This window comes from Acinetobacter calcoaceticus (assembly GCF_016508255.1).
Classification (GTDB): Bacteria; Pseudomonadota; Gammaproteobacteria; order Pseudomonadales; family Moraxellaceae; genus Acinetobacter; species Acinetobacter calcoaceticus_E.
The window spans coordinates 1-17,263 of sequence record NZ_JADVKT010000013.1; the positions used below are offsets into that span (position 1 = coordinate 1).

General features: G+C 40.5%; 15 protein-coding genes and 1 pseudogene. 2 read left to right on the top strand and 14 right to left on the bottom strand.

Going from position 1 to position 17,263, the window contains the following annotated elements; translation table 11 throughout:
• Positions 1 to 355 (top strand): annotated as a pseudogene (locus I5515_RS16740) (acetyl-CoA C-acyltransferase); the annotation flags it as partial.
• 10 nt (positions 356 to 365) lie between these two features.
• Positions 366 to 1,145, top strand: coding sequence for a 3-oxoadipate enol-lactonase (pcaD, locus tag I5515_RS16745; protein ID WP_199968788.1), 780 nt, complete (start codon positions 366 to 368; stop codon positions 1,143 to 1,145).
• Between the two features lie 71 nt (positions 1,146 to 1,216).
• Here pcaD and I5515_RS16750 read toward each other — a convergent pair whose 3' ends face one another.
• The 14 genes from I5515_RS16750 to I5515_RS16815 all read right to left on the bottom strand — a co-directional run bounded on the left by I5515_RS16750 (position 1,217) and on the right by I5515_RS16815 (position 17,177).
• On the bottom strand, positions 1,217 to 2,704 hold the full coding sequence (locus I5515_RS16750) for an NAD-dependent phenylacetaldehyde dehydrogenase (protein WP_199968790.1): 1,488 nt from the start codon (positions 2,702 to 2,704) through the stop codon (positions 1,217 to 1,219).
• Positions 2,705 to 2,747: 43 nt separating this feature from the next.
• On the bottom strand, positions 2,748 to 4,355 hold the full coding sequence (locus tag I5515_RS16755) for a GMC family oxidoreductase (RefSeq protein WP_199968792.1): 1,608 nt from the start codon (positions 4,353 to 4,355) through the stop codon (positions 2,748 to 2,750).
• 65 nt (positions 4,356 to 4,420) lie between these two features.
• Entirely contained in the window at positions 4,421 to 5,698 is a 1,278-nt protein-coding gene (locus tag I5515_RS16760) for a hypothetical protein (RefSeq protein ID WP_227562755.1), read from the bottom strand.
• Between the two features lie 83 nt (positions 5,699 to 5,781).
• Entirely contained in the window at positions 5,782 to 8,097 is a 2,316-nt protein-coding gene (gene tynA / locus I5515_RS16765) for a primary-amine oxidase (protein ID WP_199968794.1), read from the bottom strand.
• A 209-nt stretch (positions 8,098 to 8,306) separates the two neighbouring features.
• On the bottom strand, positions 8,307 to 9,221 hold the full coding sequence (gene feaR, locus I5515_RS16770) for a transcriptional regulator FeaR (RefSeq protein WP_199968796.1): 915 nt from the start codon (positions 9,219 to 9,221) through the stop codon (positions 8,307 to 8,309).
• A 196-nt stretch (positions 9,222 to 9,417) separates the two neighbouring features.
• Positions 9,418 to 10,374, bottom strand: coding sequence for a p-hydroxyphenylacetate 3-hydroxylase reductase component (locus I5515_RS16775; protein WP_199968799.1), 957 nt, complete (start codon positions 10,372 to 10,374; stop codon positions 9,418 to 9,420).
• A 45-nt stretch (positions 10,375 to 10,419) separates the two neighbouring features.
• Complete coding sequence (locus I5515_RS16780; RefSeq protein WP_199968801.1) at positions 10,420 to 11,373, bottom strand: PDR/VanB family oxidoreductase; 954 nt, start codon at positions 11,371 to 11,373, stop codon at positions 10,420 to 10,422.
• Between the two features lie 34 nt (positions 11,374 to 11,407).
• On the bottom strand, positions 11,408 to 12,145 hold the full coding sequence (locus tag I5515_RS16785; protein WP_199968803.1) for an SDR family NAD(P)-dependent oxidoreductase: 738 nt from the start codon (positions 12,143 to 12,145) through the stop codon (positions 11,408 to 11,410).
• Between the two features lie 9 nt (positions 12,146 to 12,154).
• Positions 12,155 to 12,640, bottom strand: coding sequence for an aromatic-ring-hydroxylating dioxygenase subunit beta (locus I5515_RS16790; RefSeq protein ID WP_016137987.1), 486 nt, complete (start codon positions 12,638 to 12,640; stop codon positions 12,155 to 12,157).
• A 10-nt stretch (positions 12,641 to 12,650) separates the two neighbouring features.
• Positions 12,651 to 13,928 (bottom strand): aromatic ring-hydroxylating oxygenase subunit alpha, encoded by a 1,278-nt coding sequence (locus I5515_RS16795; RefSeq protein WP_133973404.1) that lies wholly within the window; start codon positions 13,926 to 13,928, stop codon positions 12,651 to 12,653.
• Positions 13,929 to 13,957: 29 nt separating this feature from the next.
• Positions 13,958 to 14,485: a nuclear transport factor 2 family protein gene (locus tag I5515_RS16800; RefSeq protein ID WP_199968805.1), complete on the bottom strand. Its 528-nt coding sequence runs from the start codon at positions 14,483 to 14,485 to the stop codon at positions 13,958 to 13,960.
• 10 nt (positions 14,486 to 14,495) lie between these two features.
• Positions 14,496 to 14,855, bottom strand: coding sequence for a hypothetical protein (locus tag I5515_RS16805; protein WP_000387554.1), 360 nt, complete (start codon positions 14,853 to 14,855; stop codon positions 14,496 to 14,498).
• 27 nt (positions 14,856 to 14,882) lie between these two features.
• Positions 14,883 to 16,031: an acyl-CoA dehydrogenase family protein gene (locus I5515_RS16810; protein WP_199968843.1), complete on the bottom strand. Its 1,149-nt coding sequence runs from the start codon at positions 16,029 to 16,031 to the stop codon at positions 14,883 to 14,885.
• Between the two features lie 36 nt (positions 16,032 to 16,067).
• A complete protein-coding gene (locus I5515_RS16815) occupies positions 16,068 to 17,177 on the bottom strand; it encodes an amidase (protein WP_199968807.1) in 1,110 nt (369 codons plus the stop codon).
• Between the last annotated feature and the right edge of the window lie 86 nt (positions 17,178 to 17,263).

Sequence of the window (17,263 nt, forward strand, 5' to 3'; positions counted from 1 at the left end):
GGTGGGTGTAGAACCACGAATTATGGGGTTTGCTCCAGCGCCAGCGATTAAAAAATTACTTAAACAAGCCAACCTGACTTTAGAGCAGATGGATGTGATTGAGCTGAATGAAGCATTTGCAGCACAAGCTTTGGCCGTGACCCGTGATTTAGGTTTGCCAGACGACAGCAACAAGGTAAATCCAAACGGTGGTGCAATTGCTTTAGGCCACCCACTTGGTGCATCAGGTGCACGCCTAGTCACCACAGCTTTAAACCAGCTTGAACAAACAGGTGGTCGTTATGCCTTGTGTTCAATGTGTATTGGTGTGGGTCAAGGGATTGCTTTGATTATTGAACGTGTTGAAGCACTTTAAGGAGAAACAAATGCCATCTTTTCAATCTGCCGATGCACAAATTAACTATCAAACTTTTGGCGAGCCATCTTCCCCTGCTCTGGTGTTTTCCAACTCTCTGGGTACCAATTATGGCATGTGGCAAAAACAGTTTAATGAACTAAAAGATCATTTTTTTGTGATCTGCTATGACACCCGTGGCCACGGTTCATCATCTACACCGAACGGCCCATATACGGTAGAGCAACTAGGTGAAGATGTTGTTCGTTTACTTGACCATCTGAATATTACCAAAGCTGCTTTTTGTGGTATTTCCATGGGTGGTTTAACTGGTCAATGGCTTGCTATTTACTACCCTGACCGCTTTAGTCATGTGGTTGTGGCAAATACTGCCGCTAAAATTGGGCAAGAACAAGCATGGCTTGACCGTGCAAAATTAGTACGTGAGCAAGGTTTACAACCGATCGCAGCTACAGCAGCTTCGCGATGGTTTACAGATCCCTTTATCCAAAGTCACTCTTCAATTGTCAACAACCTGTGTAACGACTTAAGTGCTGGCAGCGCAATGGGTTATGCTAATTGTTGTGAGGCTTTGGCTAAAGCGGATGTCCGAGAGCAGTTAAAAGACATTAAAATTTCTGTATTGGTGATTGCTGGAACCCAAGACCCTGTAACTACAGTTTCAGATGGTGAATTTATGCAGCAACGCATTCCACAATCAAAACTTGCAGAAATAGATGCTTCTCATATTTCCAATATAGAACAGCCCGAAGCTTTTAATAAAATTTTAAAGGACTTTTTAGTAAGCTAACTTGAAGTTTAATGATTCAAAAGAAATGGCCTATAAAGGCCATTTTTTATATCTCCATTTAGTCTTTAAAATTAATACCGAATCATGACCGATTTTAATTCGGTGTAATCTTCGATAAATGCATCTGAAAACTCTCTACCAATTCCTGAAGCTTTCACCCCACCAAATGGAACGGATGGATCTAAGAACGTATGCATATTCATCCATAATGTCCCTGCTTCAATTTTAGGAATTAAACGTAAAGCTTTAGATAAGTCATTTGTCCAGATACTTGCGGTTAAACCAAAGCGCGACTGATTCATCAACTGAATAAGTTCTTCATCAGTGTCGAAAGGCATTACCCCAACCACTGGACCAAAAGTTTCTTCTGAAAATAAAGGATCATCGGTATTTTTAAAGGAAATTAAAGTCGGCTGTACAAAATATCCTGTCTGATCTAAAGCCTCACCACCAGCAATAATCTGGTTGTTGGCTTTTGCCATATATAAATAGTGTTTTACTTTATGAAAATGTGGCTGGTTAGAAAGTGGACCAAACATACTTCCCTCGTCCATAGCCGAACCAATTTTAAACTGGGAAAGTGCTTTAGAGAGTTTTTCGACTAGTTCATCATGTTTCGTATGGTGTACAAAAAACCGTTCTGGCGATGCACAAACTTGACCTTGATGCACAAAAGTTGCTTGCAGCAAAGTTGGTAAAATCTCATCAATATTTGCATCTGCCAAGATAGCTATCGCATTTTTACCGCCCAACTCCAGACTTACACGGGTTAAATTACTGCTCATCGCAAGCTTACCAATAGCAATACCTGTTGGTACTGAACCTGTAAATGAAACTTTCTTAACGAGCGGTGACTCAATTAAATATTGTCCTGTATCGCCCTTACCCGTAACCACATTAATTACACCAGCTGGAATACCTGCCTCAATGGCAAGTTCGGCTAAACGTAATAAAGATAAGCTGGCAAACTCACTTGGTTTAAGCACAATGGTGCAGCCAGTTGTTAAAGCTGAACCAATTTTCCAAACACCAATCATCAGTGAAAAATTCCAAGGCACAATCCCTGCAACCACGCCAATCGGTTGTCTTAAAGTAAAGGCCGTATATTTTTCACCTTGCATAGAAGGAATAGAAGGCTGCATGGTTTGACCATTAATTTTTGTTGCCCAACCAGCAAAATATCTTAAGAAAATAACGGATTGTGCGACTTCAAGATGGCGGGAAATATTAATGAGTTTTCCAGTAGACAACGACTCAAGCTGTGCAAGTTCTTCACCATATTGCTCAATTAAATCTGCAAGCTTGTTCAGTTTAACGCCACGTTCATACGGCGTCGTTTCAGCCCAAGCATTTTGAAAAGCATGTTCAGCACTTTTCACCGCATTTGCGACATCTTGTTGACTGCCAATACTAATTTGAGCAACAACTTGTTCAGTCGATGGATTTACAATATCCACTTTATCTAAATGCTCAGCATTAACTAATTTTCCATCAATAAAATGTCCATGTTGTCGCGCCATAAATTGCTGTACGCTTTCTAAAATCTGAACTTCACTCATTTTCTTTTCCTCTTTTCATTTCTAAATATTGATATGACAGCAACTAGGCAACCTGATTCAAAATAAAGTCTGCACCACGTTCACCAATCATGATGGCAATTGCGTTGGTGTTCCCGCTTGGAACTTGTGGGCAAATAGAACAATCCACCACACGCAAGTTTTTAAAACCATGGACTTTTAGGGTCTGATCTGTGACCGAATCTTGCGGAGCATTGCCCATTTTGCAGCTACCTGCGGGGTGATAAACCGTTTTAATGTTCTGGCGCATCCATCTATCAATCGCTTCAATATCATCAGGATCGATATTTGCTGGCTCAATGACTTCTTTGACAATTGCTTTCAATGCGGGTTGTTGTAATAAGCGAAGTCCTGCCTGCACTGCACGAATATTTGCGTCAATATCTTCTTGATGGCCTAAATAATTAGGATCAATGACAGGTAAATCTTTTGCATCTTTACTACTTAAACGTAAAGTCCCACGTGCTTTTGGCTGTACATGTCCAACTTTAATGGTAAGTCCGTGTGCTTGAGCCACTGCTTTTTCACCTGGCGTATTATCAAAATTATCCAGCACAGGTAAAAAATGAAACTGGACATCAGGTCGACCATTGTTGTTGGTGTCTATAAAGCCACCACCCTCCAAAATATTTGTCGTCAATAAACCCGAACGAGTAAAACACCATTGTAAAAAGTGCCTTACTGCTTTTAAACCTTGGTCTTCACCGAGCAAGCTATTATTGGTTGTTACCGTTGCATTGACTGACATATGCAAATGATCATGAAAATTTTCACCCACTGGTAAGTCTTGAATGCATTCAATGCCGAGTTCATCTAAATGCCGTTTTGGTCCAATACCTGAAAGTAATAAAACTTTAGGACTGCCAATTGCTCCTGCACTCAGAATGACTTCTTTTTGGGCCTGTACAGTGATTGGTGACTTCCCGCCAACGCTATAAGTCACCCCAGTAACCTGATCACCTTGAGTTTCAATTTTATGGACCAAGGCATCTGTAATCACCGTGAGGTCTGGATGATTTTCGACTGACTTTAAATAAGTTTTTGATGTACTGGCACGTGAACCATTTTGAGTAGTAGTTTGATAAAACCCTACGCCCGCCTGATCCCAGCCATTCATATCATTGACGTAGTTCATCCCCATTTGCTGGCCCGCCTGAATACAAGCAAGGGTTAAAAAATGGCGATAGCGATTTTCACTGACAGGTAAAATGCCATCTTGTGCGTGATACTCACCAGCAAGGCTTTCATTTTTTTCTGACTTTTTAAAAAATGGCAGTACATGTTGATAAGACCACTGATTGCATCCCCATTCTGAAGCCCATAAATCATAATCCTGACGTTGACCTCGGCAGTAAATCATCCCGTTGACCGAGCTGCCACCACCCAACACTTTTCCTTGTGCAAGGATCATTTCACGATGATTACAATATTTTTGTGGAACGGTCATGTATTGCCATGATTTTTGCTGGAATACTTTAACCACCGTTGCAGGTATAGTATGAAACATACTGCTATCTCGGCTTCCTGCTTCTAATACAAGAACTCGTCCTGCCTTGGCCTGTAACAGCCGAGTTGCAACTACACAACCCGCAGAGCCTGCGCCAATAACGATATAGTCATATTGATTATCCATCTGATTTTATCCTCACTTTATTTTTGTGAATGCACCGCCAATAACACGGCCTCCTTTGCTCCAATTTAATAGATATATTGCAGAATCAACTGCGCATACACATTGGTTTTGTCATAGTAGTTTTGAGTACCGCCACTATGAATATCGTGCTTCGGTTTATAGAGTCCGACTAAAGGAATAATGTTGAGCTTTTTATTGACCGACCAAACTGAAAACACATCGAGTTCTTGTCCATCTACATTGGTTGAAGACTTATTTACTGTTTTGAACTTATAGGCCAAAGCACCCAACATAAAATTTTCCTTCAAGTTCATACTGTAAGAGACTTGATGAATATCTGCATTTTTATTAAATGGACCTGCATAATTTCCGGCAACTTCTCCCTGAAACCATGTGCCAAACCCGACTGTATTTCCATAAAACATCGGGTCGTATTGGTCTGAAAAGTGACTAAAACGGTAACCTAATGAGGGCGTATATTTTGAAGCTAAAAAGTTATAGTTCAGCCCTAAATAGCCCGCATTTTCTTGACTATCTTTTTTGTCTTGAATAACAAACTCAGACTTTATTTGTAGTTCTGGTAAGGGTTGATAGTTCAAGCGTAAAGCATAATTTTTAAGATCTTGTCGCCCTGAAATATGTTCAGCATCTTCAAGGTCTAATACATTTAAATAGGTAAACCCAACGCCCTTATCTTTAAGCTGATACATCAGATCAGTCACAAAAAGCTCAGGTGAAAATTGTGCTTTATTGTCTGACTTTAGATAAGCCAGCTTTAGCGTTGTATTTTCTTGCGGTTTGTACTGAAGCAAACTTGTAAAATCAAAGCTTCGACGAGCTGCCAGATAATATGCTCCGCCTCGATCGAGTGTGCCGTCCGCAGGCACTTTACCGAGGTTTAACGCATCCCCTGCAATGAAAAAGCCATCACCAATCATGATATTTTGTCGACCAATACTTAAATCATAAGTCTTCAACTCATCTCTATGGGTACCGTCTTTAAAGCCAATGATCCACTCATTCACATCTGTTTTACGTTCTTTGCCATTACTATTTTGGCCAGCGTCACCATCGCCAAATGTTGCCGAGCTAATCCCGCTCAAGCTTGCATAGAGTTGATTGTTTTTAAAGGTATATTGTCCTTTAGCACCATATTTAAGATGGCCTTCTTGCCAATTGATTCTTTCATCATCTAGGTTTTCGCCGTTATAGCTTTTACCGCTACTAAAAGCCCCAAAAGTTGCTTCAAAAGTCGGTTTAATTTCAAGCTCGCTTGCATGTCCAGTTGAAAAAAATGAGACAAAGAGAGTCCCTCTCACAACTTGAGAAAGTAGAGTTTTCATACAAAATCCTTTTTTGTGAATGGTCTACCAGACGCTCAAGAATGGGGAATTTGTTGGTTACCCATTCTAGTTAATGTGCGTCTTTAGTGATGGTCATGCTGCGGGTTTTGTTCATCTTCACCCAAGTTTAAAGTCGGAGTGTTGTCAAAGAAGTTCCACGGTTTGATTAAGGTATAGACCCATTCTGTTGGCATGATTGGCCATTCTTCAGCACGTGCCACATGCGTTGTGCCTGTTGTCATCCACACCACAAGGTCTTTATTTTCAATATTTTCATTGTTGCCAATAAATTCACCTAAGCCTGTATCGTGAGTCGAACGGTTTGAATACTTCCCTTCAGGATAGCGTTCATCTGGATTGTACTGCGTCACCCAAATTTGCTTATCCATAAAGTTCAAACGTTTAAATAACCATTCATCTTTCGCAAAATTGGCTCCTTTCGCCACTGGGTGTGTTCCACCAGCAAACGGAATAATTTGATAAGAAACCGGATTGCCTAATTTATTTTCCTTGTTAAAGTTAGTGAGTAACCGAATGGTGGAAGGATCGAATTTTTCAGCTGCATTTTGTTCATTAGTAATGACTTTGCTGTCAATCTGCATCGAGCTTGTACGTACACCGCCTTTATCACTGGCTTTCACCACAGGGTCCATATGTATAAAGCTGTTGTTTTCTCCATCTACATCCATGTCTAAGCGGAAGTTATAAATGTGTTGATGCGTTGTACCCACAATATTATGGTCAATTAAAGTTCCATATTTGGTGTCTTCTTTTGCAGTACTGTCATGCATGGTGCGAGATTTAACGCCTTTAACAGCTTCAATACCCGTTGCACCGGCATTAATTCCAATTACACCATTTTGGGCAAATACCCAGTCAAACATATAATCATAGTTACCCACGGTACTAATCCAGCGCACCACAAGTTCACGGCGCGCTTCACTGGCATCTTGGTTACCAAAAATTTCGTGATGTTTATATTCAGGTCCAGCATACCGCTCAAAAATGGCAATCGCATTTGGAATGACTTGTGGCTGGCCTTTATAATCTGCAATCACAGCATCAAGTAAAACTGCATTTTCAGGTGCATCGGTGCCTGATTGAATGGATGAGGTCAGCGTACCCATACCATATTCGCCAGAATCTAAATAAGACTTAAAGTACCAACCAATGTCAGGGTCACCATATGGCACCACCATTCCACCCAAGTTCCCCTCATACATAACTTTGCGCTTCACACCTTTGTCTTTATAAGTCACAGTTGAAAGCTGTAGACCAACACGAGAGTCTAACGCGACATGGAAACACCAATTACCCCAGTGTACGGTTTGACCTGTAATGGTAAAGTTTTTACCTTCGGGTTCAGTAATATTGAGTGGTTTGGTCTTGCTTGGTAGTGGCTTATCTGACATATAAGGACGATTTGCCATCGGAACAGGAATGATCGCACCTTCTTCAATCTTAATAATTTTTTCTTTATCTAAATCGACTACAGCCACTAAGTTTTCAATTGGATGCGCCCAGTAGTTACCATCCCCGATATCGAGATAAGCGACAACTTTTAGTATATTGAGTTGTTTATCAAGTCCATCTTTACCGCCAAAATATCCAACAGTGAGTGGTGTAGCAATCACTTTCTTCACATCTGTGATACCACGTTTCTGTAAAGCATCTTGATATTCTTTACTCGTCTCAATTACACGCTGTACGGTTTCGAAGTTATCTAGCAGTACCATTCCGTGGGTGTCTTTAAGTACATTCCATTTTGTGACTTGTTGAGTGTTAAGGTTAACTTCACCTTCAATCGCCTGATTGCCCTTTAATAAAATAAAAGAGGCTATACGATCTTCTTTAAATTCTTTATGGTTAATAAAGAAGTCCCAAACTTTGGCTTTTTCCGGCTCCTTGAGCTTTAATTCGGCAAAACGCATATTTTTATAGGCGTATTTTGAGCGGTTAATGACATCAAATGTCTTTTTGATTTCATCAGAATTTAAACTATTGAGCGGGTGAAACGTATTTTCAACTTTAAAAGTTTGATCTAAACCAGACTGAAATACTTCATTAAAAAAGTCTTTTCCAATAATGGGCTTACCATCTTTGATTAATAAAGGCACACTGAGCTTGAAAGGTTTACCGTTCACCAAAACCTGATTGGAATTTGGCTTAGCTCGAACCATCATAGAGCCTTTGGTAATCATATAGGTATTCGTAAAATCATCTTTGACAACTTTGGCACCCTGCTCACTCATGTTTTGATAAAGCGATACCATTTCGGCATGTCCACCATGCGCATAAGCTTGAGTATTGAGCCCCCAAAAGCTCGCAGCGATTGATAAATTAAGCGCCAATATTTTTTGTATATCATTCAATAATCGTTGTTTACGCATGGTTTTCATCCTTTTCATCTATCCCTGAACGATCTGAATCAGACAGTTAAAATGCACTTTCCGATGTGTGAAATTTCTTAGATCAACTTAATTGTTTTGTGATTATTAAGCTTATCTAACCTGTTCTAATTAATTTAATTTCAACACACTTGCATGGGGCTAGCTTGTTCAAGAATGACCTAGAACTTGTCTAAAAATGACATTGAGAGATGAAAGATTTACACCGACATCCCCTCTCTAAATTCTTTAGGAGAAATACCGTAAGTCTTTTTGAAGATTTTTGAAAAATGAGCGCCGTCCCAAAAACCCCACTTCAAGGCAATTTGGGTAATGGAATTTTGTTTATTTCTTTTATCGAGTAAATCTGTTTTGACTTTTTCTAAGCGTTTGAGCTGTATATATTTGTTAATCGATAAATCTTCTTGCAGAAATAAACGGTAGAGATGTCGTAAAGATACTCCTATATGCTCGGCAATTAACTTGGGTGTTAAATCCGGTTTTGCTAAGTTTTCAATAATATAGCGTTCTGCTTTTTCCATCAGATTATTAGAGCTATTAATATCTTTATAATTAATTGTGGGTTTTATTAAAGCAATGAGCGCATCTTCAAAAGCATTCCCATCTTCAGTTGCGTACCAAAGCTTAATGTTTTCGGCAGACATATTTTTCAAAATATTTTTGAGTAAAAAACCACTCATGTTTTGAGTAATCAGCTTTCCAAAATATTCAGTACTTATATTTTCTTTAAGCAATTTTTCACGCGACAGGTGTACCGAAATTTGGCTGACTAAGCCTTGTGGATACATCGAAATGGTTTCAACTGGATCTACCAATACAATATCGCCTTCATTCAGGCTTAAAGTTTCATTTTTATAATCGAGCAGCATTTTTCCCGAATACTGCAAAATTAAAAAACAAAAACGATTATTCACTCGGTCGATTTCATCGGCTTTTCGGACAATTTTATTTGCGTTATTTTTAATAAATGCAATTTCGGTATCGCCCAATAAAAAGCATTGCACCTCGCCAATGAATAAATTACGGGTACCATCAAAGTGCGTTTCGAAGTTGCCACACACATTTTTAATATGGTGTGTCCATGTGAGTAATGCATCACTTACATATTGGTTCATCCCTTACCTCTCAATACGTACCATCGCTCAAGTTTTTACTTTTGCTCTAGTTCGTGGTCTTGGCTTATGTGCAATCTTGTTTTATTAATAAACAAATTGTGTGCCAAAAATTCCTCATCCTTGGAATTCTTTTTTGATTATCGTCAGCTAGATGTAAAAGCTGATAAATCAATTTAATTTATCAGCTTAACCAAGCTTATGCTACACCTGCAAAGTCTCGCAGCATGGTAATAAAAATATCCTTTTGCTCATCAGAATATTTTTTAAACACTTCATTTTGGTGGCTGTCGGCAATATCAAATAAATACTGAGCCGTTTGTTTACCTTTCTCGGTTAGAGCATACAAATTATCGTGATCGACCAACAACCCTTCAAATTTTAGAATTTCAGCCGATCTTTCAACTTCTTGCATTGGCATTGCGATATCTCGCGGTAAATCTTCTTTACTTGAAGCAGTACCACTGGCTAAAACGAGCAAGAGTCGTGATTCACTGGTACGGAACCCAGAAGCCATTTGCTTAGGAATATAGTCGGTTTGATAAGCTTTAAAAGCACGGCTCATCAAGTAGCAGACATTATTATATAAGTGCCCATAATGTGTTTGGTCTACGCCATTCTCTTCAGTTTGCTTAACTTGAAGGCTCGGATGCGGCATGACACAAGAATATGCACCTTGATGGTAGACCAGTGGGCTTCGACCTTGGTCATGGAAACGAACCACTTTACCAACAATAATCCAGTGGTCACCACCTTCAATCACTTGATAACGTTCGCACTCAAACACCGCAGAACAATTTTCTAAAATGGGGGTGCTTCCTGCACCAAGTTGAAAATTGGTGTCTGCAAATTTATCAATATTGCGTCTAGAGAACTTATTAGATAGCTCAATTTGCGTGCCTGATAAAATATTGACTGCAAAATGTGTTGCTTGCTCAAAAACTGAAAAACTTGAAGATTTTTTATCAATACTCCACAAAATAAGTGGTGGGTCGAGCGACACTGAGTTGAAACTATTTGCAGTTACACCGACTTTCTCACCTTGTGCATTTTGTGCAGTAACAATGGTAACGCCTGTTGCAAAATTTCCTAATGCTCGTCGGAACTGTAGTGGATCGACCGTAAACTCATCTATTTGTTGTAATACATTCATCATCTTTCTCCTAAACCTTCTCTTACATCCATATAAATCGCGAGAGCATTAGATATCTAAAACTAGTCTCGGTGTTTTAGAGCGCGAACAGCACACCAATATTTGCTCATTACTGGCCTTTTCTTCATCAGTAAAATAAACATCTCGATGATCAGGTTCGCCTTCAATCACATCGCACATACAGGTTCCGCATACGCCTTGCTCGCAAGACATTTCAATCTCGATGCCTTCTTTAGCCAAAGCCTGCAAAATGGTTTCGCCCGCTTCGACCATAATGATTTTTCCGCTACGCTCAGCCACCACCTCAAATGAATCTCCAGAAGTATCAGTTTCGACTTGGAAATATTCTTTGTGAATTTGCTGCTCAGGAAAATCATGAGTTGTGGCAAGGTTAATCACCCAGTCCATGAAACCGACTGGACCACACGTGTAAATATGGCTTTCAAGATCCATATTTTTAATAGCAGATTCAAAAAATGCGCGGTGGCTGGCACCTTCAGACTTAAAATGGAAAGTTGTGTATTTTGCTAACTCACCATTTTTAATTTCATCAACAAAAGCACAGTTTTCAGAGCTAGCGCCGCAGTAATGAAGCTCAAATGATTCGCCTTCATGTGCAAGTTGATAGGCCATCGTGATTAACGGCGTAATTCCGATTCCACCACCAATCAATACACTGTGTTTGGCTTTTAAAAGTGGAAATAAATTTTTTGGTTCACTGACCTGAATTTGCATGCCATCTTTAATTTCATCAAAAGCCGATACAGATCCGCCACGAGATTCAGGGTCACGTAAAATTCCAAGGCGGAACTTACCTTCATCATTTGGATTTTGGCAAAGTGAATATTGGCGCACCATGCCATTTGGTAAGTGCACATCAATATGCGCACCCGCTTCAACTTTTGGCAATGTTGCAGAAGTTGCAGATTCAAATTCCATGACTGCAATATTTCCACCTTCCACATGGCGATTTTTAACGACAACATCATAAAGTGTAGTCATGATTCAACTCCCTTTTCATCGGTAAGCTCGTGGCTTAACGCATGAATAAACCACCGTTAATATCCCATGTTGCACCAGTCACAAATCCCGCATTTGGACTTGCCAGCAAGCCACAAGTTTCAGCAATAAAATGCATACTTCCCAAAGCTTTAACAGGAATATTTTGGATGAACTGTTCCATTTTTTCGTCTGACACCACACTATGAACGATTGGGGACTCCATTGGACCCGGTGCAACCGCATTAACCGTCACCCCTTTTGCAGCAAACTCTTTGGCAAAGATTTTGGTTAACGTCACAATCGCACCTTTGGTTGCCGCATAGTGTGCACCCGTTGCAGTACCACCATTTTGCCCCGCCAAAGACGCCATATTAATGATGCGTCCATAGCCTTTTTTAGCCATATATTGGCCAATAATTTGACAAGCCTGAAAGGTTCCGCGTTGGTTAACTTGGGTCACCCAATCAAAGTCCGCTGCGGTAATTTCTAATACTGGCGTTGCTTTGGTGACGGTAGCATTGTTAATCAACACATCAAGTTTATAAAACTTCTCTTCAATCCACTGCACCACAGCATGAAAATCTGCTTCGACTGAAATATTTAATTTCACTGGAAACATATTTTGTGCATGCTGGCTTTGCGCCTTTGCATTTTCGGCCTTTTCAAGCGTACTGGCTGACAAAATCACTTGATGGCCTTGGCTCGCAAAATATTCAGCAATAACATTACCGAGTCCAGAAGCAGCACCTGTCACTAAAACAACTTGTTTCATTTGCTGCTCCTAAAGAATATAGCTAATACCAGCTAAGGTATCGGTTGAATTAACCAAGTTAATGATTTTACGGTTGATCTTAAAGCCTGTAGCCGCATCTCGAACCAAATGGTAAGTAATATCTGCGGTGTAATGCTTAAGGTTTTCTTTACGGAACTCACGTAAGTTTTGAGCACAGCGTAAAACGATTTCATTGTCTTGATCTTGAATAACTCGTACACGAGAAACACTGCGTACGGTATTTGCCTTAGGTGCTGTAGAAATCGCTTCACCATTTTCGAGACGCTCTACACGTAAAGTACGCATATGGTTATCGTCATAGGCATAATTTAGATTGTTTTCGTAGTCAGTGAGGTTTGGGTCAATCGGAATGATATAAACGCCTTTTTCATTCCATAAATTGAGCCATTCACGATATTCACTGTGGTCTAACATATCTGCTTCAGCCCAGATGAAAGCAGTGACTTCATTTAATAATTGCAGATTCATATTCATTGCTCTCTCCTTAAGCCGTCATCATCTTTTTCCACTGCTGATAGGCTGCACGCATACCGGTTTCAGCACTGACATCACTTTTTAAACCATCTTCAGTTTGCACTTCGCCCGGTAAACCACGGTTCAACATGATCCATAAATCATTGCCTGCATTGGCGCCGTGTTGTACGCGTTCCCAAGCTTCAGAGTCATCTGGCGTACCAAAACCAAATGGGCCCTGGAAATGTTCATGCAAACGTAGACGGTATTGGTTGGCAATTTGTGGACCACCGTCCATCGTAATTACCGAGTGATGAATTTCTGTTTCAGCAACTGAAATTGGCTGTAACACACGGAAGAACGCCATTGAACATGCAATATTCGGGAATAAATTTAAGTTAAAACCAGAACCACCGACAGCACGCACAATACGGCGTACTTCTAATTCTTCATGACCTTCATCACGCAAAGCTTGAGCCAAGTCTTCAAAACGCTCTTGAATTGGTCGCTCCATGAGCTCTTCGTCTAAATCGACCAGTTCAGGAATCATCACCATGACACTGTGGCCATTTCCTAAATCTTCAACAAAACCCGGCTGGTTTTCGAAGTTAAAGAGTTCTTCAGTTTTTTCATCCACAGAACTTAAGAATGACTTGTGTACCAACGGAAAATGATAGGCATCCGTGGTATTTTCAAGCTGAATTTTCCAGTTACCCGGGAAACGGAAACGATGCTCACCCAACACTTTAATTGGATAACCCGCACCCTGTTTCATAAACAGGTCAATCCATTTTTTGGCTGGCCCAAGGAACTCTTCAAGTGGTTGAATGTCTTCTTTAAATGAAGCGAAGATCATGCCGTTATATTCTTCTACACGTAGACTAACCAACGGTAACTCAGATTTATCTAAACAATCGCCGTAACTTTCCGGAGATGGTACGCCGCGTAAACTACCATCAAGCGCATAACTCCAACCGTGGTACGGACATACAAAACTATTAGTTTTTCCTTTTTTATGTTCGCATACGGTTGCTGCACGGTGACGGCAACGGTTTAAAAGTACATGGACTTTCTTTTTACGGTCACGTACCGCAACAACGGGCTGTTTACCGATGTTAATGGTTTTATAGCTTCCGCCTTCCGGAATTTCGCTGGCATGAGCAACCCATACCCAAGTGCTATAAAAGATTTTTTCCATTTCTTCATCAAAAATGCGTTCATCTTTATAAAGAGAAGTATGGGCACGGTCACTTTTAACTAAAGTTTCGTAATCAGTGCCAATGTTATGCGTTGGGATAATACTGTTCATATCAATAGTCCTTTTAAATATGTCCTGGGTCATTCCTGGGAAGGTACTGGCAGTTCGGCTTCACTGTGCCAATGCGATACGGGACGACTGAAAATATTCTGTGTCTGGAAGTGTTTAATCTTCCATGTTCCATCTGCTTGCTTTTGAAACTTCACGTTGAGCTTTGCTGCATTCAGATGACTACGGCCATCTTTAAACGTTGAAGTTTGCAACATAAGCCATGAAGCATTTGCATGGTTTTGATTTACATCAATTTGCTCTGAATTTACAAAGTGAGCATTCATGACAAAGTGAGATTCTTTTTGGGTGTAACTTTTAAACATGTCGTAAATCGACTGCCAAGAATCATAGCGGCCAAAAGATTTGGCATATTTCTCACCCACACCTTCCCAAATACAATCTTGATCAAAAAGATTCATTAGTTCATCAAGGTCTGTATTTGCATTAAGCTCGTCGCAGATTTCCATATAACGGTTCAGACAATTACGAATGGCGTTATGCGCTTCTAACTGCTCTAGCCGCTCTATAATTTCTGCCATATTCACTTTGTCAGTCATTACGGTCGCCTTAACGTTGGATAATCAATTCGCGCCCAACACGAGCTTCAACTTTGCAATATTTCCAAAGTTTGTATGGACCTTCACCCACCACTGTTGTTCTAAACAAGTTACAAGCGGCATGTACGGTTTCAATATCCGGAACATCTGCAAGCAAATACGTCGTCCAAGGCCAGCCCGCACTTGGGCCAACCATGCTTTGATCATCATCAAGATTTCCAAAAACATGCACGCCCGGTAAGTCATGAATACCATTCCACATTTCACCAAACGCTGCCCAAACCGCTTTTGCTTCAGCAGGCTCTGCATCAAAAAAGTTTTGGTTAATACCCATGCAGAACAACACACGTAATGATTTTTTAGCTTCCATCTCAATATCCTTTTTTAAAATTAAAACTTATAAATAACCTGGGGTTGGCTTTAACCCAAAACTGACCGAACCTGCATTTTGTAAAGTCGCATCGCCCATAAAGGCATGCTGGGTCACCACGTTGGTGTCATTCACAAAACGGCTAAATGGATTGTTGGTATAAATGGCTGTCATGCCCGCGAGCATTTGCATTTTTCGGGTCACTTTGGCGCAAACTCGAGCCGCATGGGTACATGCCAGACGCATATCACTAATTTGTTCAGCAGTTGCTTCACGCCCAGCAATAATTTCATTCCAGACAATGTCCATGGTTTGATAAAACCAAGACTTTGCAGCCTGAAACTCTGCATCTGCTTGAGCAAACTCATATTGAGTCACTGGGCGGTTGGCAATTTCCGACCCACCTGTAATGGATGCTTTACCGGGGGCTAATTTTTCAAATTCTTCTAGTGCGGCAGCTGCAACACCAATACCTACCACGGTTAAGACTTGAGTCGCTAACGACAGTGACGGATATTTAAAAAATGGTTCACTTAGCTTTGAAGGTTCACCGCGTACAAAGGTCCATTTCTTTTCGACCAATACATCTTCGACCACCAAATCATGGCTTCCCGTACCTTTTAGGCCAACAGTGTCCCATGTCATTTCGATTTTAGCTTTCGTGGCAGGCATGACAGCCATACGTGGTAAGCCCTGCATTTCATTGTTTTTAAGTGGTGAAATACCTACACCAACAATGTCAGCTCCCATACAGCCGCTTGAAAATTTCCAACGTCCACGAACCATTACACCTTCGTCTGTAATTTCGGCGGGTTGTGGCGGGAAAATACCTCCAGCAAACACCACATCTGGCCCGTTTTGGTACAACTCTTTAAGCGTTTCTTCAGGCAAGCTACCTAAATACGCAGGGCTCATACCGAAACTTGCCACCCAACCCACTGAACCGTCAGCTTTAGATAAAGTTTCAATCAATTCGCAAAACTGTCGCGGTGAACATTCATCACCGCCAAAACGTTTCGGAACCAATGCACGGTAAACACCAATCTGTTTAAGCTTTTCGATAATGTCTTGGCTCACATAAGCCTGATTATCGAATTCACCTGTACAGGCACGCTCGCGAATTTCCTGACACAAAGCATGTAAGTCAACTGCTTTGTCTTGAGAAGCAAACTCCATTTTAGACAACTTATTCATCATCTAACTCCTTGTAATTTATTGCATTGCATCAATACAAAATTTGGCTATAGCGCATAATTGCTCATCTTTTTGATGCTTTGATACGATCTGTAAGCCCACAGGTAAACCGTCACTCGTTTCAAGTGGTACTGAAATGGCTGGATGTCCTGATAAATTAAATGGTCGAACTAAACCTGTAAGATTCAAAAAAGCGACCGTGTTTTCAGCTTCAGAAACTTTCGGTGGAATTTGTGGAAGTGTCGGTAAAATCAATGCATCATATTTTTCTAATAGTGCATCAAGTTCCTGAATCAGCTGCGCTTTCACAACTTCAGCTTGTTTCACTTGCTCTAAAGTTGTTGCGGCAGCTTTTAACAAACGGATATTTACATCAGAACCAACTAGGCCCGTTTGAGTTAACTCACCAAAAGCTTGCCAATTTTCATAATTAATAATCTGCATGCCCGCATCAAAAGCGGCTTCAAAATGTTCAACTTTTTCTAAAGTGGTCTGTAAATTCGCTTTTTGAAATGCCTGATGAATACAGTTCCAAATAACCTCATCTGCTTTTACATCTAGAACTGCAAGTTTTGGTGCATGAGTACATTGGGCAGGCTTGAAAGTTGGATCAATAATTTGCATCGCTTTTTCAATCATCTCGACTGAATTTGCAAAAGGACCAACGCAATCTAAAGAGCTTGAAGGTGGATAAACGCCTTTTCTGCTCACACGACCAAATGTAGGCTTTAAACCATAAATTCCGCAGCACGCAGCGGGCATACGAATAGAGCCGCCAGTGTCTGTACCTAAGGTAAAATCAGCCTGTTTTGCAGCAACTGCCGCGGCTGAACCACTCGAAGATCCACCTGGAATAAGTTCAGGATACTTTGGATTAACCGGCGTACCAAAAGCGTGGTTAATGCCTGTAATACCAAAAGCCAATTCGTGCAAATTCGTTTTCGCAATAATTTCACAGTCTGCTTTTAAGATGTTTTTAACGACCTCAGCATCATCTTGAGCGGGTTCAACGTCTAATAAAGCACGACTGCCAGCAATGGTTTTTAGACCTTGAATATCAATTGTGTCCTTAACCATGACCTTAAGCTTGCCACTTCCTTTGTGCACGCTTTGGCTAATAATATTCATTCACTTTTCCATGTATTTTTATCTGTTATTTAAAATATCAGAAAATTTAATGGAATTGTCAAGTATTTTTTCTAAATCGTACTCAA

Coding starts and splice junctions, on each gene's coding strand:
- I5515_RS16775 (WP_199968799.1), bottom strand. CDS start 10,374: ATGATGAATGTATTACAACAAATAGATGAGTTTACGGTCGATCCACTA.
- I5515_RS16815 (WP_199968807.1), bottom strand. CDS start 17,177: ATGAATATTATTAGCCAAAGCGTGCACAAAGGAAGTGGCAAGCTTAAG.
- I5515_RS16805 (WP_000387554.1), bottom strand. CDS start 14,855: ATGGAAGCTAAAAAATCATTACGTGTGTTGTTCTGCATGGGTATTAAC.
- I5515_RS16785 (WP_199968803.1), bottom strand. CDS start 12,145: ATGAAACAAGTTGTTTTAGTGACAGGTGCTGCTTCTGGACTCGGTAAT.
- I5515_RS16755 (WP_199968792.1), bottom strand. CDS start 4,355: ATGGATAATCAATATGACTATATCGTTATTGGCGCAGGCTCTGCGGGT.
- I5515_RS16810 (WP_199968843.1), bottom strand. CDS start 16,031: ATGGAGTTTGCTTCTCAAGACAAAGCAGTTGACTTACATGCTTTGTGT.
- I5515_RS16750 (WP_199968790.1), bottom strand. CDS start 2,704: ATGAGTGAAGTTCAGATTTTAGAAAGCGTACAGCAATTTATGGCGCGA.
- tynA (WP_199968794.1), bottom strand. CDS start 8,097: ATGAAAACCATGCGTAAACAACGATTATTGAATGATATACAAAAAATA.
- I5515_RS16760 (WP_227562755.1), bottom strand. CDS start 5,698: ATGAAAACTCTACTTTCTCAAGTTGTGAGAGGGACTCTCTTTGTCTCA.
- I5515_RS16780 (WP_199968801.1), bottom strand. CDS start 11,373: ATGACTACACTTTATGATGTTGTCGTTAAAAATCGCCATGTGGAAGGT.
- pcaD (WP_199968788.1), top strand. CDS start 366: ATGCCATCTTTTCAATCTGCCGATGCACAAATTAACTATCAAACTTTT.
- feaR (WP_199968796.1), bottom strand. CDS start 9,221: ATGAACCAATATGTAAGTGATGCATTACTCACATGGACACACCATATT.
- I5515_RS16800 (WP_199968805.1), bottom strand. CDS start 14,485: ATGACTGACAAAGTGAATATGGCAGAAATTATAGAGCGGCTAGAGCAG.
- I5515_RS16790 (WP_016137987.1), bottom strand. CDS start 12,640: ATGAATATGAATCTGCAATTATTAAATGAAGTCACTGCTTTCATCTGG.
- I5515_RS16795 (WP_133973404.1), bottom strand. CDS start 13,928: ATGAACAGTATTATCCCAACGCATAACATTGGCACTGATTACGAAACT.